The sequence below is a fragment of the Ensifer sp. 4252 genome (genome assembly GCF_050434565.1).
In the GTDB taxonomy this organism is placed as follows: domain Bacteria; phylum Pseudomonadota; class Alphaproteobacteria; order Rhizobiales; family Rhizobiaceae; genus Ensifer.
The window spans coordinates 1-21,608 of record NZ_JBNDIU010000040.1 but is presented as its reverse complement, the minus strand read 5'-3'; the positions used below and the strand labels follow the sequence as shown (position 1 = coordinate 21,608).

At 58.7% G+C, this 21,608-nt stretch carries 24 protein-coding genes and 1 pseudogene; 15 read left to right on the top strand and 10 right to left on the bottom strand.

Annotated elements, in window-relative coordinates; genetic code table 11:
- Window positions 1-439: 439 nt before the first annotated feature.
- Window positions 440-911 (bottom strand): annotated as a pseudogene (locus ABIE33_RS34275) (cysteine hydrolase family protein); the annotation flags it as partial.
- A 332-nt stretch (window positions 912-1,243) separates the two neighbouring features.
- On the opposite strand from ABIE33_RS34275, the gene ABIE33_RS34270 reads away from it, so the two are divergent.
- Both ABIE33_RS34270 and ABIE33_RS34265 read left to right on the top strand, forming a co-directional pair.
- Window positions 1,244-1,444, top strand: a complete 201-nt coding sequence (locus ABIE33_RS34270) for a hypothetical protein (protein WP_429133368.1) — start codon at window positions 1,244-1,246, stop codon at window positions 1,442-1,444.
- 4 nt (window positions 1,445-1,448) lie between these two features.
- The gene (locus ABIE33_RS34265) at window positions 1,449-1,967 is read left to right on the top strand and encodes a hypothetical protein (protein WP_429133366.1); all 519 of its coding nucleotides are present in this window, start codon (window positions 1,449-1,451) and stop codon (window positions 1,965-1,967) included.
- Window positions 1,968-2,109: 142 nt separating this feature from the next.
- Here ABIE33_RS34265 and ABIE33_RS34260 read toward each other — a convergent pair whose 3' ends face one another.
- Window positions 2,110-2,487: a hypothetical protein gene (locus ABIE33_RS34260; RefSeq protein WP_429133365.1), complete on the bottom strand. Its 378-nt coding sequence runs from the start codon at window positions 2,485-2,487 to the stop codon at window positions 2,110-2,112.
- A gap of 752 nt (window positions 2,488-3,239) precedes the next feature.
- On the opposite strand from ABIE33_RS34260, the gene ABIE33_RS34255 reads away from it, so the two are divergent.
- Both ABIE33_RS34255 and ABIE33_RS34250 read left to right on the top strand, forming a co-directional pair.
- The gene (locus ABIE33_RS34255; RefSeq protein ID WP_429133363.1) at window positions 3,240-3,557 is read left to right on the top strand and encodes a hypothetical protein; all 318 of its coding nucleotides are present in this window, start codon (window positions 3,240-3,242) and stop codon (window positions 3,555-3,557) included.
- A gap of 81 nt (window positions 3,558-3,638) precedes the next feature.
- Complete coding sequence (locus ABIE33_RS34250) at window positions 3,639-3,836, top strand: hypothetical protein (protein WP_429133362.1); 198 nt, start codon at window positions 3,639-3,641, stop codon at window positions 3,834-3,836.
- 75 nt (window positions 3,837-3,911) lie between these two features.
- On the opposite strand, the gene ABIE33_RS34245 is transcribed toward ABIE33_RS34250, so the two are convergent.
- Window positions 3,912-4,394 carry an HD domain-containing protein gene (locus ABIE33_RS34245; RefSeq protein WP_429133360.1) on the bottom strand — a complete coding sequence of 161 codons (483 nt, stop codon included), beginning with the start codon at window positions 4,392-4,394 and terminating at the stop codon, window positions 3,912-3,914.
- Between the two features lie 4 nt (window positions 4,395-4,398).
- Entirely contained in the window at window positions 4,399-4,827 is a 429-nt protein-coding gene (locus ABIE33_RS34240; protein WP_429133384.1) for a CBS domain-containing protein, read from the bottom strand.
- Window positions 4,828-5,347: 520 nt separating this feature from the next.
- Between ABIE33_RS34240 and ABIE33_RS34235 the strand changes: the two genes are divergently transcribed.
- Window positions 5,348-5,800, top strand: coding sequence for a hypothetical protein (locus ABIE33_RS34235; RefSeq protein ID WP_429133358.1), 453 nt, complete (start codon window positions 5,348-5,350; stop codon window positions 5,798-5,800).
- Between the two features lie 65 nt (window positions 5,801-5,865).
- Here ABIE33_RS34235 and ABIE33_RS34230 read toward each other — a convergent pair whose 3' ends face one another.
- From ABIE33_RS34230 to ABIE33_RS34220, 3 genes are all read right to left on the bottom strand, one after another.
- Window positions 5,866-7,128 (bottom strand): DUF763 domain-containing protein, encoded by a 1,263-nt coding sequence (locus ABIE33_RS34230; protein ID WP_429133357.1) that lies wholly within the window; start codon window positions 7,126-7,128, stop codon window positions 5,866-5,868.
- Window positions 7,129-7,366: 238 nt separating this feature from the next.
- Window positions 7,367-7,972, bottom strand: a complete 606-nt coding sequence (locus ABIE33_RS34225; protein WP_429133382.1) for a DNA-3-methyladenine glycosylase — start codon at window positions 7,970-7,972, stop codon at window positions 7,367-7,369.
- Window positions 7,973-8,481: 509 nt separating this feature from the next.
- Complete coding sequence (locus ABIE33_RS34220; RefSeq protein WP_429133355.1) at window positions 8,482-8,799, bottom strand: hypothetical protein; 318 nt, start codon at window positions 8,797-8,799, stop codon at window positions 8,482-8,484.
- A gap of 174 nt (window positions 8,800-8,973) precedes the next feature.
- On the opposite strand from ABIE33_RS34220, the gene ABIE33_RS34215 reads away from it, so the two are divergent.
- The 6 genes from ABIE33_RS34215 to ABIE33_RS34190 all read left to right on the top strand — a co-directional run bounded on the left by ABIE33_RS34215 (window position 8,974) and on the right by ABIE33_RS34190 (window position 15,400).
- Complete coding sequence (locus tag ABIE33_RS34215; RefSeq protein WP_429133354.1) at window positions 8,974-9,900, top strand: hypothetical protein; 927 nt, start codon at window positions 8,974-8,976, stop codon at window positions 9,898-9,900.
- A gap of 174 nt (window positions 9,901-10,074) precedes the next feature.
- A complete protein-coding gene (locus ABIE33_RS34210; protein WP_429133352.1) occupies window positions 10,075-10,311 on the top strand; it encodes a DUF6894 family protein in 237 nt (78 codons plus the stop codon).
- Window positions 10,312-10,745: 434 nt separating this feature from the next.
- Window positions 10,746-11,405 carry a DUF6766 family protein gene (locus tag ABIE33_RS34205; protein WP_429133380.1) on the top strand — a complete coding sequence of 220 codons (660 nt, stop codon included), beginning with the start codon at window positions 10,746-10,748 and terminating at the stop codon, window positions 11,403-11,405.
- 174 nt (window positions 11,406-11,579) lie between these two features.
- The gene (locus ABIE33_RS34200) at window positions 11,580-12,545 is read left to right on the top strand and encodes a magnesium and cobalt transport protein CorA (protein ID WP_429133350.1); all 966 of its coding nucleotides are present in this window, start codon (window positions 11,580-11,582) and stop codon (window positions 12,543-12,545) included.
- 705 nt (window positions 12,546-13,250) lie between these two features.
- Window positions 13,251-14,345 carry an extracellular catalytic domain type 1 short-chain-length polyhydroxyalkanoate depolymerase gene (locus ABIE33_RS34195; RefSeq protein WP_429133378.1) on the top strand — a complete coding sequence of 365 codons (1,095 nt, stop codon included), beginning with the start codon at window positions 13,251-13,253 and terminating at the stop codon, window positions 14,343-14,345.
- Window positions 14,346-14,443: 98 nt separating this feature from the next.
- Window positions 14,444-15,400, top strand: coding sequence for an SDR family oxidoreductase (locus ABIE33_RS34190; protein WP_429133348.1), 957 nt, complete (start codon window positions 14,444-14,446; stop codon window positions 15,398-15,400).
- A 171-nt stretch (window positions 15,401-15,571) separates the two neighbouring features.
- Here the strand turns inward: ABIE33_RS34190 and ABIE33_RS34185 are convergent, their stop codons facing one another.
- Window positions 15,572-15,940 carry a hypothetical protein gene (locus tag ABIE33_RS34185; protein WP_429133347.1) on the bottom strand — a complete coding sequence of 123 codons (369 nt, stop codon included), beginning with the start codon at window positions 15,938-15,940 and terminating at the stop codon, window positions 15,572-15,574.
- Window positions 15,941-16,290: 350 nt separating this feature from the next.
- Here ABIE33_RS34185 and ABIE33_RS34180 point away from each other — a divergent pair, with 350 nt between their 5' ends.
- Window positions 16,291-16,809 (top strand): DUF4334 domain-containing protein, encoded by a 519-nt coding sequence (locus ABIE33_RS34180; RefSeq protein WP_429133345.1) that lies wholly within the window; start codon window positions 16,291-16,293, stop codon window positions 16,807-16,809.
- A gap of 149 nt (window positions 16,810-16,958) precedes the next feature.
- Here the strand turns inward: ABIE33_RS34180 and ABIE33_RS34175 are convergent, their stop codons facing one another.
- Window positions 16,959-17,231 carry a DUF2188 domain-containing protein gene (locus ABIE33_RS34175; protein ID WP_429133343.1) on the bottom strand — a complete coding sequence of 91 codons (273 nt, stop codon included), beginning with the start codon at window positions 17,229-17,231 and terminating at the stop codon, window positions 16,959-16,961.
- Between the two features lie 237 nt (window positions 17,232-17,468).
- Here ABIE33_RS34175 and ABIE33_RS34170 point away from each other — a divergent pair, with 237 nt between their 5' ends.
- The 3 genes from ABIE33_RS34170 (at window position 17,469) to ABIE33_RS34160 (ending at window position 20,781) form a co-directional block, all read left to right on the top strand.
- Window positions 17,469-18,479, top strand: coding sequence for a L,D-transpeptidase family protein (locus ABIE33_RS34170; RefSeq protein WP_429133341.1), 1,011 nt, complete (start codon window positions 17,469-17,471; stop codon window positions 18,477-18,479).
- Between the two features lie 192 nt (window positions 18,480-18,671).
- A complete protein-coding gene (locus ABIE33_RS34165; RefSeq protein ID WP_429133339.1) occupies window positions 18,672-19,472 on the top strand; it encodes a class I SAM-dependent methyltransferase in 801 nt (266 codons plus the stop codon).
- Between the two features lie 214 nt (window positions 19,473-19,686).
- Window positions 19,687-20,781 carry a YihY/virulence factor BrkB family protein gene (locus tag ABIE33_RS34160; protein WP_429133337.1) on the top strand — a complete coding sequence of 365 codons (1,095 nt, stop codon included), beginning with the start codon at window positions 19,687-19,689 and terminating at the stop codon, window positions 20,779-20,781.
- 88 nt (window positions 20,782-20,869) lie between these two features.
- Here ABIE33_RS34160 and ABIE33_RS34155 read toward each other — a convergent pair whose 3' ends face one another.
- Window positions 20,870-21,475 carry a cysteine hydrolase gene (locus tag ABIE33_RS34155; protein WP_429133335.1) on the bottom strand — a complete coding sequence of 202 codons (606 nt, stop codon included), beginning with the start codon at window positions 21,473-21,475 and terminating at the stop codon, window positions 20,870-20,872.
- Window positions 21,476-21,608: the final 133 nt, after the last annotated feature.

Below are 21,608 nucleotides of genomic sequence, written 5' to 3'. Positions count from 1 at the left end.
AATGTCTGCGGCGCCGCGCTCCGGCGGCGCGAATGGCAATACTTTGCTTCCCGAGGACGACGTCTTGAGGGTGGTAGATAGCCCCAACATTCAATCTGACCTAACCGGTAGAATACGGGAGATGACCGGGGTGGCGGAAGCAAACGATGAGTTGATTTCCGGTTGGAGAAACCTCGCCGTAGATTCAATTGGTTACGAGCGCAGGGATTCACTCTGACTGCCTTGCAAATACGGCTGCATTGCCCGGCGTGAAGCGTAAGGTCTCTAACAAAGCTACGCTCTGTCGGGAGCTCATTTGGGAACGCCGGAGTTGATGGGACGCGAGAAGACCAGCGTCGACGATCCTTGTCTTGCCCCTTTGGCCGTCCCGGCTTGCCACCACACCAACAAGAACGGCCCTGCTGTCGCCGGTGTCCCTAGTGTCCTTGGTCTTCCAGAAAGTGGCGCAAACTTCGAGTTGGACGGAGAAGCGCTCACGCACGAGCCGCAAGGACGCGGTCGTTGGTTTCGTCTGCCCACTGCAGAGTGCATCGCTCAGAAGGAGGACCTGGTATCCGAGATCTATCGCGCCATTTACGGTGGCAAGGACGCAAACATCCTTTCACCGCCGCTGACGAGCAGTCGGGAAACGTTCTGCAGTGTCAAGTGGGCGTGAAGCCTTCCATCTAGCCAAGGCGAGTAGGCCCGTTTGTCAAAAGTTCGCGCTATTTCCGGCGGCAGAAGTTCGCAGGTCATCATTCACCACTTCTCGCCATATCCGCGCAAGCTTCCCACCGCCTGCTGTGAATGCAAAGACGGCATGCGCGTGAACAGGCTTTTGCGTAGCGGGCGGCAACCTCGACCACATTGGGCAGGATACGTTCCATCCATGGCGCGTGCCACGGCGTGTCTTCATGGAACATTCTTTGCATATCGACACATAGGCGCCGCCATTGGTCGTGCTGCCACGGCTTTTGCCCTGAGAAAATCAATCTCAAACCCGATGGACCTCCTTTTGGTTCCAACTCTCTGCTCGCGTCGAGGTCGGATCCGCTGTCGTCGGATCGAGAAGGCAGGACACGCAGACTACCCGATCCGTTTCGCAAATAGCCAGATATGGGCCTTGTATCGACAACTTGTCTTTGATTTGCTTTAGTCACGCAATTACAACGTGGAGGCTTCCATGGCGTGGGACGGTTGGAACAGAGATGGCGATGGATGTGTGAGGATGTCTGCAGTCCTTGCCTGGAATAGTGCAGTACTATTGAGCGACAATGCCGATATCGGATTGCGGATCGAATTCACAGACGGGCCGACCTCGCCGAACGTGAGCGCACTTCAGTTCGGCCTGACTGCGGCGCAAGCCAGAGCCCTGAGTGCCGATCTGGCGGCACATGCCGACAAGCTGGAATCGGAGCATTCCGGTGTGGCGCCATTGCCTTCCCAGGAACGGCACGCCAGTTGAGACGATGCCCGCGGCAGGCGACAGCGTGCCGTCCGCCTGCAAGATCGTCCCGTCGTCGAAAACGAAGTCAGTTGCCCGCTCCCCGCTTGACGAGTTCACGCGCTGCCATACCTTGGTCGAGAGGAGAAATAGTATGTTCAGTGAACCCGGGATCCAAGGTGAAGCAGAGACCGCCAGTGAGCCTGGTACTCGTTGGCTGGAGCCACAGGGCATCGCTGTCGAGATTCTGCATCCTTCGTTGCTCGCGGCGCTTGAGCAGCGCAACGACGTGGCCGATTTTCAGGGCTATCTGGCCCGTGTCTACGAAATGCCGGGAGATACTCAAAACGGCTTCTTTCATATTGCCGTCAATCCAACGACATCCGAGGCCGCCGGCCTGCATACCGTCAGCCTGGTCATGGGCGAAAAGTATGCGGAAGACATCGAGCTTGCCATCGGACCGATCTGGCTCGATGCGCGAGACGCAACCGAAGCGGCGGCCGAACTCTACGCGGTCTTGAAGGATGTTGGTCGGCTCGCCTGATCGGGGGGAGACGCAGACCTTCGAGGCTCTCGGCGATTGGTCCGTAAAGCGAATCTACGCGCTCGCGACGCCGTGTCGAACTTCTCGACGTCGACGATGAAACCCGGCGCCCCCGCGGCGGAAATAATGCTGTCGCCGCCGTTCATCGTATCGCGTTGCGGCGCGCGGCGTAGTCGGGGTGGCCCTGATAGAGGATATCGCTGACTCCGTCATCGAACAGGGGCTGTGTGATCAGCAGCTCCCTGCCTTCGACCACGATCCGCAAATGGACGTGGACGGCACGTCCACTGTACCGGCCGGGATATAGGCTAAGGAAATTCACACGGCAGTCGCCATGGCTGATCTGCCTGCCTCGCAGAAAAGCAAGGCTGCTGGCGTCTTGATCGTCCGCATTGCACATCCACGCCGCACTTCCGGAATAGACGCCGCGAGTATCGGCATGCCAAATCTCGACGTCCGCCCCCTCGATCGGACAGCAGTTCTCGGACCGCACAAGGCGCAAACTGATGCGGGTGGGCAATCCGTTGATGCCCTCCGTACGTCGCGTCGAATGGGAACGTCATTGGTATGGCGGGACCGAGGTCTGCACGAGGGTGGTGACGCCGAGGTCTGCGCGAGGGCGGTGACGCATTGGGGCTGCTCGCGAAACACCGGATCGGGCAAGTCAGCGGGAACTCCAGCCGTCCCGCCGGCTCGCAGCCCCGAAGTGGTCCAGTCGACGCTGTCACGCGACACCGCATCGCCGCCGCTCCTGCCGGACAGGAAGGCAACGCTTGTTCCTGGCAGAAGGGCGCTGCCTCCGAGAATGATGTTGCGTCTTCTCATCATCTGGCCGTTCCCAAAGTGCGCGACGAAGATCGCGCCCGCTGCACACCAATAGACCAACAGCGACATTGAGCAAAATTACGTTTTCGTCACAAGAAGCGCTGGCTTGCGGCCACTACTTCTGCCCCGGCATGTCAAAGTTAATTGCGTGCAGAAGAGGGCGCTCCTTAAGATCAGCATGACGAGGTGCGACGTCGGCCAGTCGGTTGAAGGAGAGCGTCATGCATGACAACCGTTACCGGCATCTCCTCGATCCATAGGGAAAACAGAATTTGCTTTTGTCGCCCAGGCGCATGCGGCGCGTGGGGCAGGACTGACAGCGGTTCAACGGTGCGCGCTGCCGCTCGGCTCCGTTGCGCCTAATTTGAAGAAGGACGCTACCCGTCGCTGGAAACAGGAGCGCGCTTCAGATCTTCGACGTCGGTTGGAACAGAACAGGATGTCTGAATGCCGGATTGGCGCGCCGTAGTCCTCGAGCAGGCAGAGATCGCCATGGCGGTCGAGAATGTTGTCCTGCAGGCCCTGTCACGCGAGGACCTTGCCAAGGCAGAAGCGCTGCACCTGTGGTCACGGGTTGGGGAACTTTGCGTCAAGGCGCAAACCGTCGTCGGCGACGAAATGGAAGAGGGTCACGCGGATCTAGAGACGCTCAAGGATTTCGAAGCGATCGAGGATATGTATTGCGCGCTTCATGCGTTGCTCGATGCGCGCCTGGTGAGAATGGCAGGGCTGGGTCCACCGGAGTGCTCTGAAGGACTTCACTGAACGTCGAGCGAATATCCCCTCGCCTGACGCCTCGCAACTTTCTTTTGCCGGCTACGAACTCAACTGAAAGGGAGATGCCCCATGTCGCTACCAGACATCCCACGAAACCTCGGCGCCGTTGTTCGCGGTTGGAACGCGCGCTACGATCTTGAGGAGTTCATCGAGGCACACCACCTCCCCCCGCTGGAGGCGCGCGAGATATTTGCAAAGCATGGTCCCTACAAGGTCGACCTTGATGAGGCGATGAAAACTCGCGCTCCAACGACCGCCAAGAAGTGAAAGATCCTCGGCAGGCGTGCGGCAAATGCACTTGAGATGCTCGATAATCCATTTGAGGCCACCAGGCGGTCATACTCAATGCGACAGATCACTCCGGGGGTAATCGTATTCCTTCTCGACGATACGCAGGCCATCGAGGTACTTCTGCGTATCGGTCCCCGCGGCCAGGGCCTGCTTGAGATTGTCCAGGAGATCTGCATGCTTCACCGGTAGAGCAAGTGTATTTGACGCCGCGCGCCTCACAAATGCTGCTTCCGGTTCGGCCGGTTCTTTCGTCAGCGCCACGACGGCGCCAACGATCACGGGATCGAACCCTTTCTCCAGCAATCGCTGCGCCGTCCAGCCTAGTCCCTTCTCCAGAACATCATGTAAATAGGCGACCACCTTCGCATCCATCCCGTCGACAGCGTTCGCAACGCGCTGGCAGTGGCTGAAATAGGATTGCCCCGTCTTGTCCAATTGCCCCGCATGGGCCTCCGCGGCAATGTGGCTCGCGAGAAGCAATGCCTCGCTTGCGCCCTTCTTGGAAGGTTTTTCGTAGCCCGGCGTTTCAGGCATCAGCCTATTCCTGATTATGGGCGCCGCCGGGTGTGGTAACGCCCTGCAATCCCGCACCTGCGAGCGAAGGATCCCCGCGGGCTGCGTCTGCGAGAGACACAACGCCCACCAGCCTTTTGTCGCGATTGAGGACGGGAAGTCGTCGGACCTGGATGTCGCCCATGTTACGGGCAACATCGCCGATCTCTTCATCTTCGTAGCAGTACTTTACGTTCGTGGACATCACCTCGGCCACTGTCATATCGCCGTTGCGGCCATCGGCCACGCACCGCACGACGATGTCCCTGTCGGTGATCGTGCCGACCAACCGGTCGTTTTGTCCCACGGGGAGAAACCCGATGTCGTTGTCGGCCATATGGCGGGCGACCGCGGCCACGGAATCATCCGGGCTGACGATGTGAACGTTCTTCGTCATGATCTGGGCAACTTGCATGCTCTTTGCTCCTGTGCTGTTGTTGGCGATCACATTCAGCCTCACCTTGCTACTCCGCGGGCTTCGCTCCACTCTCGATTGAGTCGCCGCTTCGGCGAAGACGCCGAAGCTGGTCATTCATGGTCAAGGGACTGGAAGCCCGTGCAGCCGAAAGGTCGCCGCTGCGCGCAATCACCCTTCCACTGTGATGTCGTTTGCTAACGGTCGGACATGTCCTTTGTTCCGCTTGCTCGTTGGCTGCGTTCGCCGTTGCAACTGATCATCCCGATCGTCAGCGCCACGGCGGTCGCACGAACAGCTGCGACGCGCAGTGGTTGGCAAGCCGGGCGGCCACATCCTCGATGTTGAAGGGTGCAGTTCTCGTCGCCGACGACGTCGGCATTGCGATCTGGCGTGACGGCCGCAATTGAGATCTTGTGAGATCTTGCGAAAATACGGAACCGGTTGCCGGGCGCGCCGTTTCTTTCCTGACACGGCAATTTTGACCCCTGCAACCGCGGCTGTGCCGAAGGAGATGACAATGTCCAACAATGTACAACGTGGTGGCGATGCGAAGTCCACCGGCGAGAGCGATACGGAATTTGGCAGATCGATGGAAAGCAAGGCTCAGTTTGCAGATGCGCGGCGCCAATCGACCGATTTTGTCGGAGATGGCGACACGTTGAACATCTATCGGCTGGTGCCGGTCGCCGCACCCACAGATCCGCGGTGGCAGAATGCGCTCAATCAGGGCGAGGTGCTGGTGGCCGCCCGCTCGTCAGGGGACGCACGCGTTGTCGCCTCCGGTTGCGAACTTGACTACATGGAAGTCGATGCCGCACCCGCCGAAGGCGTTAGCACCCTCGATGCAAGCGCGTTTCGTGACGAAAAGCTCTATACGGTCATCGAAGTCGAGCATGCAAAACCAGGGCTTGTGCGCGGCCTGATGGAAGGCGACATATCAGTGGCAACGATCAAGCCGGTACAGATCTGAGCGCCATGACGAGAGGGCTCTATCCGTGGACGGGGGCGGCAGCCTTGATCTGGTACGCCATGCCGCTACTCTCCCGATGGTTCGGGATCCTCTGGTGGCGGCTCCCAACCGAAGACGCTGCGTCCGCCGAGTGAGGTGGAGCGGCGGAATTCGCCGGCAACGATTTCTTTCAGATCAGGGCCGGTCACGTAATGCTCCAGGCGACGCGCCTGCTCGTCCAGGCGCCGAAGCGCCTCCAGTTCTACCGTGTGACCGAGCTTGCCGCTTGAAACTGCGGACTTCATCAACTTGAGTGTTTCGTCATAGACTTTCAGCGGAACGGGGAACGGATGACGATCCTTGCCGCCGTGGGCCAGCGAAAAGCGTGCAGGGTCGGAAAAACGGCAAGGTGCGCCATGGACAACTTCGGCGACCATGGCCAGTGCCTCTACCGTTCGCGCACCGACGCCGGGCGTCAAAAGCAGTTCCTGGAAATCCTTCGGACCTCGCTCGGCAGCGGAGGCGAGAGCTGCATGCAGACGGCCCATGTTGACGTCCTTTTCCCGAACGTCGTGGTGAGCCGGCATGATGAGATGTGGGAGTGAGAGCTGAGCCGGCGCACTTGCGGCCACTGGCCTTACCCGTCGGACGGCGAGTGCTTCGCGCACGATGCGGTCAGGCCCCATGTTTGCAAGCAGATCGATCTGTCCTTCTCGAGATCGCACCGCCCGTCGGTCGGCGAGATTGACAATGACACCCTGGGTGTTTCCTTCGATGGCCGCATGCGGGGAATCGAGAAAGCTCTCCAGGTTTTCCGACAGCCAGTGATAGCGCCTGGCCTGGCGTTGATCGCCGTTCATGCCCTGCTGGACGACGACCCATTGTCCGTCGTCGGTAACGATGAAACCGTGCAGGTAGAGATCAAAGCCATCCTGAACCGCGGCACTGTCGATCTTGGCAACGAGGCGGCTGGTGGTCACAAGACGCTCCGCGTCAAAACCGACCCGATCGCCGATCGCGAGTAGTTCTGCCGGGGTCTTGCGCGACTGTGCGCCGCGCCCGCCGCAAACATGGATTCCAAGCTCCGCGGATATCGGCGCCAGCCCGCGCTTCAGCGCGCCAATGACGCTGGTGGTGATGCCAGAAGAGTGCCAGTCCATGCCCATCACCGCGCCAAAGGACTGAAACCAGAAAGGGTGTGCCATTCGACGCAGGAATTCGTCTCGACCGTAATGCAGAATGATGGCTTCGGTGATGACGGCGCCGAGCTTGGTCATGCGATCTCCGAGCCACTTGGGCACGCGCCCGCCATGCAGCGGAAGATCGGCACTTCCCGAACGTTTTGCCATGAGCCTATCCTGTTAATCCGCAATGACGGATGATGCGCTGTAGCATTTGCGGTGCGGGCGTGGGAAGTTCGAGCTTAAAAGGGACGGTCGCAGGCCGGATGGGTAAGAAGCTCGACTGCCTTTTCGTTGGCCAAAAGGAGAAAGCGGAAAAACCCTGATGTTCTCCATCCCCATCGCGTCCGCTTGGCACAGCCTGCGACCTTTGAGGAAATGCAACCGGCGTTGGAATGTTCCGCCGTCATGCCGTTCGATCGACCGACAGTGACGTTTGCGTACCTAGTTCCGGCAACGGGGTCGGCTCTGGAAACTTGCGGCTCAGATAAGCGGAACCTTTTGCGCCGAACCGCCACGGCAGATCGACTGCCTTGCTTATGCCGATCCGCGGACCTCGGCAGACCTCGACCGCACCGTAGCCGGCAGAAAGCCGGAACGGGGCCGAAAAGAGCGATAATCCATCGAGTTCCTGCGTCACGGCGAGTGCCTGGGAAAGTCGCCCCGGGCCGGCGCAAAGGAGGAAGGTGCTTGAGGCGCTGCGCCGCCGACGCATCGTTTCGATGCCAATGGTCGGCTCGAGCGCCCGGACCAACACAGCGCTGCCCGCTTCGCAGACGAAGTTCAGGCACCAATGAAGCCCATAGGATCTGTAAACGTAGACATTGCCGGCGGCCCCGAACATGGAAGCGTTTCGTTTCGTCGGGCCCTTGTGGCTGTGGGAGGCGGGATCGTCCATTGTGTAGGCTTCTGTCTCGACAATCATGCCGCCGACGCCATCAACTTCCAGCAGGGTTCCGATCAAAGCCTCGGCAACGCCAACAGCGTGACGATCAAAAAACGCTGGAGAAATCACTGTTGTTCTTCCTTTTTGGAAATACGTAATGTCAGCTCAGGTTGGTATTAAGCGGCATGCGATTAGCAAATAATAGTTGCTGACAAAACTAGGCCGCCAGATCTCATCTGGCGGCCTAGTTTGAGGGGTATCTTTAGCACGTCAATCGAACTTGGCTGCCGGCTCCCGTGCCCAGACGCGAAGCCTCCCGAGTTTCTTCAGGAGGCTCTCGACATCGGCTGGCTTTGCAAGCTCAACCAAGCCCTGGTCGGCGTCCTGCGTAACGCGGCCACGCTCAAAAGCGGGATGCTGCTTTCAATATAGGCGATGAACTTGCAGTGGGCAAAAACATCGGAAACAAAATCTCGCGGAGCTGCAGCGTTGGAAAGTTCATCGGAGCCTTGCCTGGATGCCAGAAGCGCGATCGCATCATAAAGAACCCACGGTCCGCCACCGATCATCTTGTCGGCTGGAATGTGTTTGCCGCTGGCCCGATGGACTTGGATGAAGTCAGATACCGGCGCTCGCTAGCGACGTCGGATAGACGCACCCCAGAGGTATCCTATGGCGCCGGCCGCAATCAGAACGGTGGCAAGGTGGTCCCTGATCCGGTTTTGCGTCGTTTCAAGAACGATGACAGCCTCAGTCACAGCCAATCGGGATGTTCCGGCAACGATTGCGGCGAGTTCCTCGCGCAGGTTCGCAATTTCTGTTCGCAGCGTCTCAAGCTGGGCCTGTCGTGCCAATGTGGCATCGTTTCCTGGAGCGGCCGTCTCCAGTGCCTCGTCGACAGCCGCGACTTTTGCGACATCGTCATCGCTTTCGTAGCCGCTATGATCGATCATGACGGTCTCCTTTCCATGAAGGCGATGCCACCCAACGGTGGAGACGCCGCGTTGTTCCATAGGAAAGACCGCACCGAGCATTCACCAATGTTCCCGCCGACATGCCGGCATCGGGAATGAACCTGTTGCTTTCAGGCGCGTTAGTCTCGGCGAACAGCATTTACGGTGACGACGATGCCGAAGCCCGAACCAGGGTTTGATGATGGGCCCGCTACCGGCGCGATAGCGGAATTTACCTACGACAGAAAGACCGTGGAGCGCTTCCGCGAGGCATTCCCACGCGCTCGCTGGAACGAGGAGCGCCGGAGCTGGTTCGTACCGGGCAAGACCGCCGGTAAGCGCATTGCGCAGTGGCTCGCCCGCGAAAGGGATAAGCTTGATCCCCATGCAGATGCCAAGGGTCGCGATGCCTACGCTTTCGATCCCCTCACCAGTCAATACCTGCAGATCGCGCAGGATATCGAAATACGTACCCCCTATTCCAAGGAGGTTGTCGCACGCCTGCGGTCTATCCCTTGGGCGCGGTGGGATGATGAGATGCGCGCCTGGCGCGTGCCGTTCCGATCCTACGAAGCTCTGCGCCGATCATGGGCGGATATAGAGGCAGCTGCGCGCGCGAGCGAACCTGACGAGCGCAAGCGCCGGCAGGAGGCGGAAAAACATTCGCCGAAATACCAGCGCGCGAAGTTGCACTATGACGAACGCCGCCGCCGGCGTTATCCGGTTCCAGCCGAGGCGCTACCACCGATCGGTCAGGCCGTAATGACGTTTTCCTATGGTGTGGTGATTGTAACCGAGGTAGCGGGCGAAATCGCCGATCCGGATGATATCAAGCGGTTCTATCCCCATGCTGCAGCCGATCCGCGCGATTTCGTCTGGGTTCGTTGGCGCCTTGCATCGCTGTCCGAACTGGTGGCGACCTGGCCGGCGCGCGACAGACCGAATGATTTTGAAAAGGGGCGCGGCTGGTGGAACCCGAGTCTGGACGAGTTGCGTATCTCCCGTGCGCAGGCCCGCAGTCTGGAGCGCAAGAAACAAAGGAGACTATCGCGCCCGCATGGGGAGAAACCTGGTCCCGCCCCACGCGAAGCCACACATTGAGCACCATTTGGCAGACAGCTGGAATTGTCTGACGGCGAACGATGGCGAAACAGAGCAGGCTCCTTCAAAACGGCGGAGTGCGGTTGCTGTCCAGTCGACCCTACATTCCCTGCGGCGGATTGAAGGAACAATGACGGTGGTTCCGGCTTTTCCTCGAGCGGAGGTTGAGCTTCAATGACGCGCTATTTTTTTGATCTCAACTACAGCGACGGGCAGACGCTGGACGAGCAGGGCTTGGAGCTAGGTTCGCGCGACGCGATCATGCAGCAAGTCACCCGCATCCTCGTGGATGTTCCTCGGGATGAATTGCCGGACGGCAACGGCACTGAAATCTCCGTGTCGGTGTGCACTGACATTGGCAAAACCATTTCGATCGCAACTCTCACATTTCAGAACCAGTGGCTCGATTAACCGTCGCGGATTTGATTTTGGCGATCGAGATTCGCAGTCTCGATGAGTTGGGCGCGCGACGCGGCGCGCAAGCCAAGCCTCGACCAATTGCCGCACTTACGGCCCGCTTCGACGGCCGCTCCGGACCGTTCCTTGAAATGTGCCCCGTCGGACCGTGCTTGGGCCGGCTTGGTAGCTGGCGTCGTCGCGCTGCATTTGGAAGCGTCACCTGACTTCCGGCCAAGGTGGCTCTGCGGTGGTTTGGGCGTACGTTGGAACCTTTCGTCGAAGACCCTTGCTTGTGCAGGTGCTCCTTGCCAGCCGTAGGAGAGGCCGCCAGTTCATCTTTCATCTTTTTTCACGTCGGCCCGCTTAATCCGACCTCGAGGATTGCGATTTCGGAACCATATTGATGCGGCCGCGGTTAGTGGCATATCCGGATGGAGGAGCGTGACGTGCGATTTCTACGAGACAACGGCCTGACGATCGTTCTCGTTACCGCGACACTCATAACCATTGTGGGCATGTACATAGCCGGTTGGCTGGCGACCAATGACGAGCTGACGGCCCACGGATCGCCCGCGCTCACATTGACGCAGTATGGCCTCACCGGCCATTTCCTGTCCACCGTCTTCGAGAACTGGGAAAGCGAATTTCTGCAGATGTCGGCATATGTCGTGCTGACCGCATATCTCTATCAACGGGGTTCTGCCGAATCCAAGGATCCGGACAATCGCCCCACTGATGATGAGGCCCTGGCGGCCCGCGAAGAGGATCCAGCGGCGCCGTGGCCGGTCAAGGCGGGCGGTATTGTGAAGCTCCTATATGCCTACTCGTTGGGAATTGCCCTCGCCGGCCTTTTCTTTGCGAGTTTTGTCCTCCATCTTGTCTCCAGCGCCAAAGCTGAGAGCGAGACTGCACAACTGCATGGCCAATCCACAACGACATTCGTGCAGCATCTTGGCAGCGCAGAATTCTGGTTCGAATCTCTTCAGAACTGGCAGTCCGAATTCCTATCAACGGCAGTGATCGTCGTTCTCTCGATCTTTCTAAGGTATCGGGGATCTCCCGAATCCAAGCCTGTCGGCGCGCCTAACCGTGAGACGGGTTCGTGAGAGCAGCGTTTGTCCAGCCCATCGAACGGTTTGCCAGTGCAGTCGGGTGTGCACGAAGGCAGTTGCCCTTGCTGCGGTCGGTGGATATGCACCGGCGAGGTTCTCGCACCGTTACCTGTCCCAGGCACCAATCTCACCGGGCCTTTTCCGGCCCCCGCAATGTGGATCGAATTGATGAGCGTCGTCGCGTCGTATTTGTATCGCAACGGAAAGCGTGCGGAGACGCTCGAGCTTTCCGGACAACCGCCTGCAAGGGATGAAAACGAGTTCGCCTGGATAGGGCTTCACGACCCGACGCCCGAGGAAATGACGGCAGTTGCGGCGGCGTTCGCGCTTCACCCCCTTGCCGTTGAAGATGCGCTCAATGGAAATCAGATTGCCAAGGTCGAGGTCTATGGCGAGCAACTGTTCGTAATCGCCAAGACGGCCCATTTGGAGAAGGACAAGATCGTCTACGGCGAGACGGCGATCTTTGTCGGGAGACACCACATCATCACGGTCCGGCAAGGCTCGGCCCGCAGTCATACTGAGTTGCGTGCACAGCTTGAGGCATCGCCGCAATTGCTGGCGCGAGGTACTGACTATGTCCTTCACGCGGTGATCGATTTCATTGTCGACGGCTACCTGCCGATCGTTCAGACGATCGAGGACAAGGTTCTCGGCATGGAAAAACACATGCTTGTAGCTTTTCTTGAGCGGGATGAAATCAGGCGAATTTTTCGGCTGCGGCGGCAGGTCATCCTGTTCCAGCGCATTCTCGGCCCGATGTCGGAAGTCGCCAGCAAACTGGTTCACCTGGAACTTCCGTGCATCGACGACAACGCCAGACCATATTTCCGCGACGTGCTCGATCATATCAGACGTGTCGAAGGCATGGTTGCCGGTCTGCGCGAGGTCATCACATCCGTGTTCGAAGCCAGCAACCTGCTCGAACAACAGAGACAAGGAACGATCACGCGACAACTGGCTGCATGGGCCGCGATTCTCGCGGTGCCGACCGCTATTGCGGGCATTTACGGCGTGAACTTCAAACACATGCCCGAACTCGACACGCTCTATGGCTACTATGCGGTTCTGGGGGCAATTGCCTTCCTCTGTGCGGTGCTGTTTGTTCGCTTCCGCAAGGCAGGGTGGCTTTAGCGCAACGAGCGCTGCGTAAGCATGCGTGGGCGAACCTCGCGGGTGAGCCTAGTCCTCGAGGCAACAGAGGGTCGCTCGACAGGTATCCGCGGAAAAAAAGCGGCATTCAGGGGGAACCGAATTCGGGCGCGCAGGATTTTACCGCTCATCGTATCGAGGAGATGGTTATGATCAAGGAAGACGCCTGGACAATGGAGGAACGCCTTTGGTGTGAAGGCGAGAGTGCCTACAGGGATCTTGTGCACCCGGACTGCACCATGGTTTTCGTGGCGCCTGTCGGCATCCTTCGGGGCTCCGCAATCATCGAAAGCATCCGACAATCACCTCGTTGGGATTGGGTCAGGATAGAGGAAAGATGTTTTGCGCAGCCGTCGGACAATATCATGGTCCTGGCCTATCGAGCGTTCGCCCACAGACGAGAGTCGGAGGCCTATCACGCCTACTGTACGTCGACCTATTGTGCTTGCGAAAACGACTGGAGGCTCGTGCAGCATCAGCAAACGCCACAGACGGACTAACTGGGGCTAGGTGGCGCGACGAGCAAGGCGGAGACGCCTGACGGTGTGGCGACCATAGATTTAGGCACGCTACGCATTGAAACTGTGCAATGCAGTATTATCTTGTGCAGTGCAGCAATCATCTTTGACGCTGAACAAGGCCGCTATGACAGCCATCCTGGCCGTTACGGCCCGGAGGTATTCCACCATGCGCTCCCTATCGGACACTCTGGCACGGCTCAAACACTTCCGCCCGACCCAATCTGGACTTGAGGGGGAAAGCCGTTTGGCCCCGTTCGGAGCCTTCGGCACGAACCCCGGCGAACTTGAGGCAAGAATTCATGTCCCGGCAAAGCTGACGGTGTCGCCGGCACTCGTGGTGGTATTGCATGGTTGTACCCAGACTGCGGCGACATATGACAAGGGCTCGGGCTGGAGTAAGCTCGCCGACGAATACGGCTTCGTCGTTTTGTTTCCACAGCAGACGCGCAGCAACAACGCCAATCTTTGCTTCAACTGGTTTCAGCCGAACGACATAGCGCGCGATCGAGGCGAAGCTCTTTCAATTCGCCAGATGATCAAGACCGCCGAGACGCGCCACGACATCGATCGCAGTCGTGTCTATATCACCGGCCTGTCGGCAGGCGGGGCCATGGCCAATGTGATGCTGGCGACCTATCCCGAAGTCTTTGCCGCCGGGGCGATCATAGCGGGCCTTCCCTATGGGACGGCGCGCACCGTACCCCAGGCGTTCGACCGCATGCGGGCGCAAGGTATTCCGGATGGGCATTCTCTTCAAAAGGCGCTCCGAGGTGCTTCGAAATCTAACGGTCCTTGGCCGGCGATTTCGGTCTGGCATGGTACGCAAGACGCTACCGTCAGTTCCGCCAATGCAGACGCGATTGTGGAGCAGTGGCAGGATATTCACGAGGTAAAAGCTGCCGGACATTCGGACGCATCCAGAGGGCGGCTCGAACGCGCGGTGTGGGTTGGCCCCGACGGCAGGGAACGCCTCCAGCTCTATCGCATCAAGGGCATGGGTCACGGCACGCCGATCGACGTCAAAAGCGGTTACGGGCAGGCAGGGCCTTACATGCTCGACGTCGGCATTTCATCGACCGAGGAAATTGCACGGTCATTCGGAATTGTCGCGCCGTCTTTGAGGCAGGTAAGTCCGGGCGCCAAGATTGACGTTCCGGCCCCTACGTCGCGCAACGCCGACAGCCAGCGTCAAGGGGGTCCCGCAGACGGCATTCGGCGTACCATCGAAGACGCGTTGCGTGCGGCGGGTCTAATGCGCTAGCGACAGTTAGGCTCCCATTTTCGCAAAGCGACTGAACCGGCAAACAAAATCCCCGCTCCCGCGTTGTCCTAAAGCACAGCGTGAAAGGAGACCTCGCGATGACAAAATCAGTAACCGCCGCGAAACAACGGGCCATCCAGAAAGAAGTTGCCGAAGACGACGCCAAGGGAAAGCCAAGGGCTGAAACAGCGATGCAGGCCGGTGGGCGAACATACCCCGCGCCGCCCTTTCCAAAACAACACCAGAAGAAACCGGGCGATGAGGCCAAGCTGTCGCCGCCTGCCCTTTATGACGCGCCGTTTTACCTCGGCTCGAACAAGCTGCTCGACAAGGTCGCCATCATCACGGGTGGCGATTCAGGAATAGGCAGGTCGGTGGCGGTTCTGTTTGCACGGGAAGGAGCTGATGTCGTCATCCTCCATCTCGACGAAGACAAGGATGCCAAGGAGACAGCAGAGGCCGTGGCACGCGAGGGCCGGCGCTGCCTGGTTCTGAAGGGGGATGTCAAGAATTCGAAGTTTTGCAGGAAGGCTGTCGAACAGGCGGTTTCGGAGTTCGGCAAGCTTGACGTATTGGTCAATAATGCCGCGTTCCAGGTTCATTCCTATGAGATAGAGGATCTGAGCGACGAGCACTTCGACGAAACGCTGAAGACGAACCTCTATGGCTATTTCCATATGGCCAAGGCTGCCGTTCCCCACCTTCGGCCGGGCTCGGCTATCATCAACACCGGCTCGGTCACGGGTCTTGAAGGTCAAAAAAACCTGCTTGACTATTCGATGACCAAGGGCGGCATTCACGCCTTCACGCGTGCACTGGCCTCACAGCTCGTTGCTAAGGGCATTCGGGTAAACGCCGTTGCTCCCGGACCAGTGTGGAGCCCTCTCAATCCAAGCGACAAGGAGGCAGCGGATGTGTCGAAATTCGGTGCAAACGTTCCCATGAAACGACCAGCGCAGCCCGAGGAAATTGCCCCAGCCTATGTGTTTCTGGCCTCTCCGCATTGCTCCAGCTACATCACTGGCGAGATCCTGCCGATCATCGGCGGCTACTGAAGTGAAAGCCGGGTCGTCCCCACAGGATGTCCGCGCTCGGCCGGGCCGGAACGACTTGATTGTCGAGCATCTTCGCTACGCTGGAATTTCGCGCCGGATTAAAACAAGAAACGCCGGCCATATGATCCTGGCACTGCATCGTCGGCAACAGTGGCCGTTCCGGTTCCCTGGCTATTTTTGTGATCGCTCCAAAAGGATGCGCATCTCGTCGAACCGCCTTTTACGCGCGGCATCCTCCTCCTGCGGCGCGTAGCACGTGTTCGATTGGCAGAACCGGACCAATGCAAAGGGCGGCTTTGCGCCAGTGAATTCACATTCAAACGTGTCCGACATTTCCGATTTTGCCACGTCGGCGCGCGTCGAATAGGTCAGGCGCACGCCCGGCGGCTTCAGCTCCGGGAAGGACTGAACAATTCCCAGATGCAACACATCGGTCAAAAGGAAGTTTTTTGCGATCGTGGCGCATGTTGCTTCCAGATCCCTGGATTGGGCAAAAGCTGGAGATGCCACCAGGGTCAGCAAAAGCATATGGCGTATCATGTAGTTCCTCCAAGGTGTTGCCTCGTAGGTAACTAGAGGCGGAACGATAATATCAATTGGTCGTTTCGCGAAATTTCGGTCGTCACCACGAAACCGGGAAAGGTTTTACGCCAGTCGTTAGGCAGAGCACCCTTGCGAGCCGGTCGTTGGATGGAACAATTCGGCGGTTCCGCGGTTATATTCGTGCACGCGCAAAAGCGATCTAGAACTTAATCCCTCCGGATCGTGTGCAGGATGGCCTCCTTCTGGGAGGCCATCTTGCGTGCTTGACGGCAAACACCCCGGCAGAAGCAGCCTGTGACCGTGAAAGCCGTGCATCGATTCTTTTGGGATAGAATGGCTCTGCCGCCATGATTAATCTCACGCCCATTACAGTTGCGGAAGCGCTCGCGCGCTTTCGCAAACTCCCGCCCGTCCATAGGCGCGAACTCGTCGGGCTGTGGCGCGGGTCTGGTGTGCCAACGGGCCACCCCCTGGATGGCGTTCTTGAAAACCTTGGCTGGTTTGGCAAGCGTTTTCATCCCAACCTTCGCGCCGATGCGCTTCTTTTTCAAATCGGTCCCGGTCGACTGGTCGCGCTCGATCCGGCCTACATCCCCCTGGGATTGGCATTGCGCCTGGGATCGATCGGGCGCACGCGTTTGGCGCGTCATTGTCTTCGGTTCCTGCAACGCCCCCTACAGGCGCGTGGGCCAACCGCTACTCTCGAGATGCAGGACTTCGAAGGAATGCGTTCAGCAGCCATGGTCTATGACCGGCAGCCAATCACGGACCGATTTCGACGGATCGGCGACGATCAATTATTCGGAATGATGTCGGCCCACCGCGATCCTCGGCCCTATTTCTTCACCCTGACGCGTCAGGAATAGCTCCGGATTGTCGCTGCCGGTCGTTGGTTATCGGAAACGCACCTTGCGAAGCACGTGCGCAGGTGCGCGAATTTCTTAGCCGGCTATCAGGCACCTTCGAGGGGGCGCCAATGACCGTGAATATTTGCGATTGCCGTCGCGTCCATCCTCTATGAGGTTTTGTGCCCCGTTGGATGGTTGCTGTCATCGACCACTTCGGTATCGGGTCGATCTTCGCCATCGGCATGTTCCTGGCGCCAATGCCCGCTTACGTCCTGATACTCGATTTCCGCGTCTTTCCCCGCGCTTTGGTGTTCCTGCGCGGCAATGCGCGCGGCTTCAAGAGCGTCGTCATGAGAGGGGAAAGTTTCCGAGAAGACATCGCCCGACTTGTACGCCCAACCGCCGTCATGGGGGACAACCTCGTATCTCGCTTTCGTCATTTACACCTCCGATGCAAAAATCCCGTACGCCAAGCTGGTTTCCGCAGCACCAGTGGCTCCTGCCGAAACGGATGCGCCATCTTTAACAGCCGCAATGAGCGTTCCCGAGCGGGGCATTTCAGATTCCAGGTAGGGCGGCCAGATCACATTGGTACCGGTTGCAGAACCTTCCGGGGCACACCATTGCAACTGCCTGCCAATTGACGCGATCTTACACCCCGGCAGGCGATTGGAACAATGCGTGCCGGTACTCGTTTGAAGCGCATGAACAGAGACATATTTGTTGCAGCACTTACGGTATCAACATTGATCTGCGGCCCCGCCAGCAGTTCCGAACTCTTGCCGGAGACGATCAACGCAGCATCGCTGGGTTCTATTCCAACAGCCGCAACGTCTTCGACGTCTCCGGCCAACCCGGACCCTGCCATTGTGCAGCTTCAGGTTCTGTTGGACCGTGCCGGGTCCTCCCCAGGGGTGATCGATGGGTATTTTGGCGAGAATGTCAGCAAAGCGGTGGCGGGCTTTGAAGCAATGAACGGGCTGCCTTCCGACGGCAAGCTGGATCCGGAAGTTATCGCCCGTCTCAACAACAGTTCGCCGGTTGTTCAGAGCTACAAGATCACCACGGATGATAAGGCCGACCTGGTTCAAACGATCCCGGAGGACTACGGCGAGAAAGCCCAGATGGATCACCTTGGCTACACGAGCGTGGCGGAGAAGTTGTCCGAGCGCTTTCATATGGACATCGACCTTCTCAAGGCGCTCAACCCGCAAGCTTCCTTTGCCGTCGGCGAGACGATATCGGTAACTATTCCAGGCCCGTTCAAGACCGGGAAGGTCAAACGTATCGAGGCCAACAGACGAACGGCACATCTTTACGCCTATGGCGACGACGGCATCCTGCTGGCAGTCTATCCCGCAACAATTGGCAGTTCCGAGTCACCTGCACCGTCCGGTAGGCACAAAGTCAAGGGCGTCGCGCGAATGCCTACCTATATCTATAACCCCAGGATCAACTTCAAGCAGGGCGACAACACGAAGGTTCTGACAATACCCGGTGGGCCAAATGGGCCAGTTGGCACCGTGTGGATCGATCTTTCGAAGCCGACATACGGCATCCACGGGACACCGGAGCCTGCGCTCATCGACAAGGTCGGTTCGCATGGCTGCGTGCGCCTTGCAAACTGGGATGTGGAGGAGCTGGCCGCCATGGTTGAGCCGGGCGTCTCTGTCGAATTCGTGGAATGACTTCCGAGTTCCTGAAAGTGGGACCGTGTGGACTGGCCTGCGCACCTCAGCCGCTGAAGGGAAGGCATCCGACCCATGACGCGGTACCAACTGCCGTTTGCCAGTCTCGATAGGCGATCAATTGGTGTGTCGCGCGCCTTGGCAACCACCCGCTCACGGACTAGCATTAGGCTGATCGTAAAGGAGGCTTAGATGACCTCAAGCTTCAACGTTCACGATGCAGCCGGCTATGAGCAACTCATGGGCCGCTGGAGCCAAAAGCTCGCGCCTCTGTTTATCGATTTCGCGGGTATTGCCGATGGGGAGAAGGTCCTCGATGTCGGCTGCGGAACGGGTAGCCTTACCTTTGCGCTGCAGAAGGCTGCAGATCTCCGCGCAATCGAGGCAATCGACTATTCACCTGTCTTCGTCGAGGCGGCGGCCCGGCGCAATACCGACCCGCGCATCAAGATCGGGCAGGCAGATGCCTGTGCCCTTCCCTTCGAAGACGGATCCTTCGACCGCGCTTTCGCGCTACTCGTCCTCCACTTCGTGCCCCAGGCGGACAAGGCGATCGCCGAGATGTGCCGGGTCGTAAGGCCGGGCGGCGTGGTTGCGGCGGCGGTGTGGGACCATTTTGGTGGCATGCCGGGAATGCGGATGATGGTCGATACCGTGGCGGCGCTGAGCGAGGGTGGTCGACAGTTGCGCAACAGGTACTTTTTTCAACCGATGGTGCGGCCGGGTGAAATGAAGCGCGCTTTCATCGCCCAGCGTCTCGTCGATGTCGCAGAGACACAGCTGATGGTGCGCATGGACTACCAAACCTTCAACGACTATTGGGCGCCGATAGCGGCGGGTGAAGGGCCTCTTGGAAAGTTTGTGTGCTCGCTCGATGGCGCGGATCGGGTGCGCGTGGACACAGCCGTTCGTTCAGCCTACCAGGCCGGCCAACCCGATGGGCAGAGGTCATTCGCGAACGTTGCTTGGGCTTGCCGCGGTGTGGTCTCCTGATCTCGTTAGAGACCATGGCCGAACGCTTCAATGCGCAGCAAATATTGGCACACTCTGAGGCAATTGGTTCTATGGCTTAAGACAAGACGCACCGGAATGGGAGCAGTCAAGCACATGGATTTCGATCTGTGTGCATACGAGGCCAACGGCACTCCCTCATATGCATCCAATCGGCGGATCAAGCGTTAGAGCTTTGATATCATCGGAGCTTCTGATGTCATTGGAACGCAAGAAGATAGATCCCGCAGCTGTGCTGGCAATCGCAGCGGTCGCGCTGGTGGCCCTCGTTCTCACTTTTTCCAGACACACCGGAATGGTCGAGCCAGAGGTTGCTCGATTGCGGGATCCAGAACCTATGGGGAATGAACCCCGTGGGCGGTTGGCAATGACCCCGGAACAGATCCCTCGGCGAGGCCTGCGCGATGTGTTTTGGCGAGTTGTGCATGAGATATCCAACGATCGGGTGGCATTCGTCGCCGCCGGAGTGACCTTCTACCTGCTGCTCGCCTTGTTTCCGGCGCTTGCGGCTCTCGTTTCCCTCTATGGGCTGATCGCCGATCCTGCTGCAATCTCAGATCACCTGCGCGAATTGGCGGGTGTGCTTCCTCCGGGCGCATTCGACATCCTCGCCGATCAACTCCAAGCCCTCGTTGTGCGGCGGGAAACCACGCTTGGAATTGCATTCTTCGTGGGTTTTACCACCGCGATCTGGAGCACGCACAACGGCACTTTGGCGGTATTCGAGGCGATGAACGTCGCTTACGAGGAAACCGAAAAGCGAGGGTTTGTGAGGCTAAACCTCGTCGCACTCGCGTTTACATTCTGCGCGATGATAGCGGCAGTCTTCATGATCGGCGTCGTGGCGCTGCTGCCGGCGGTGCTGGAATTTATCTGGCTCGCACCATGGAAGGAAACACTGGCGCTTATGGTTCGGTGGCCGGTGTTGCTCGTGATGGCATTGTTGGGGATGACGGCGATTTACCGCTTTGGCCCCAGCAGAGAGCCTGCAAAGCTCCGATGGCTGACTTGGGGAGCCGCTATTTCGACCGCGGGGTGGCTCTGCATGACTCTGGTGTTTTCCTGGTATCTTGAGAAATTCGCGGACTATGGTGCTGCCTACGGCGCATTCGGCGGGCTCGTCGGCTTTTTGATGTGGATCTGGCTGTCGATATGCATCTTGATCGTGGGTGCTGAACTCAACGCCGAACTGGAACATCAGACGTCCCGAGACACGACGACCGGCCCGCCTCTTCCCATGGGAACGCGAGGGGCACATATGGCTGACACCATTGGGGAGTCCGTCAGCTAGCCAGTCAGATGCGCGGTGGGCGACCTGGCGACTGCCGCCAACACGGTCGCACGATTCCTCGTCTGCTAGGTCTGCCCGATCCGGCCTTTCATCCTGCAAGTGATCGAACATCTCCCCGCGCGTGAACGAAGTCTTCTGTCGTTCGCACGGAGAGTTGTGCAGAAAATCGGTCGTGAAGCAGGCGAAGGGCGGCATCGTGGGTCTGGTCGGCGCCGCTGCAGACCGCATCTTCGACCAGCACGACCGCATAACCGAGATCGACAGCTCCAAGGACCGTTGCAAGGACACAGACGTCGGTCTCGCCCCCGGTCAGCACCAATATGCCGACACCGTCGTCAGAAAGCGCTTGATGAAGATGGCCCTCAAGCCACGGCGAGTATATGCGCTTGTCAAGGATCTTTGCCGGAGGGACGAGGCGGGCCAATTGCTCCGGTAGGCAAAGCATTTCCTTCGCCAGGTGTTCGCCCGTCATCATCCACCATTTCGCATAATATTTCGACCACCGCCCCGGCGCATCCCGCGCATGTTCGGGGGGAACGAAGCGAGTGAAAATGGTGCGTTCAGGATATCTTCCGGCAATCTCCTCTACATTCGGCAGGATCTGCGGCATCCAGTCGACCTTCCATGGCGTGTCCTCACTGAACATTCGTTGCATGTCGATGCAAATGTGCCTCCAGTTTTGCGTCGAACTCACGCTCGCCTCCTTAGGCCGATGGACTGCCCTACCCCATATGTCAAGCGAAGCGAGGAATTGACCCCTTGGGCGAAACGAAGATTTGACCCCCTTCATTTATTGGTCGTTTCGTTTGTTTCAAGCGCCGCTCCGG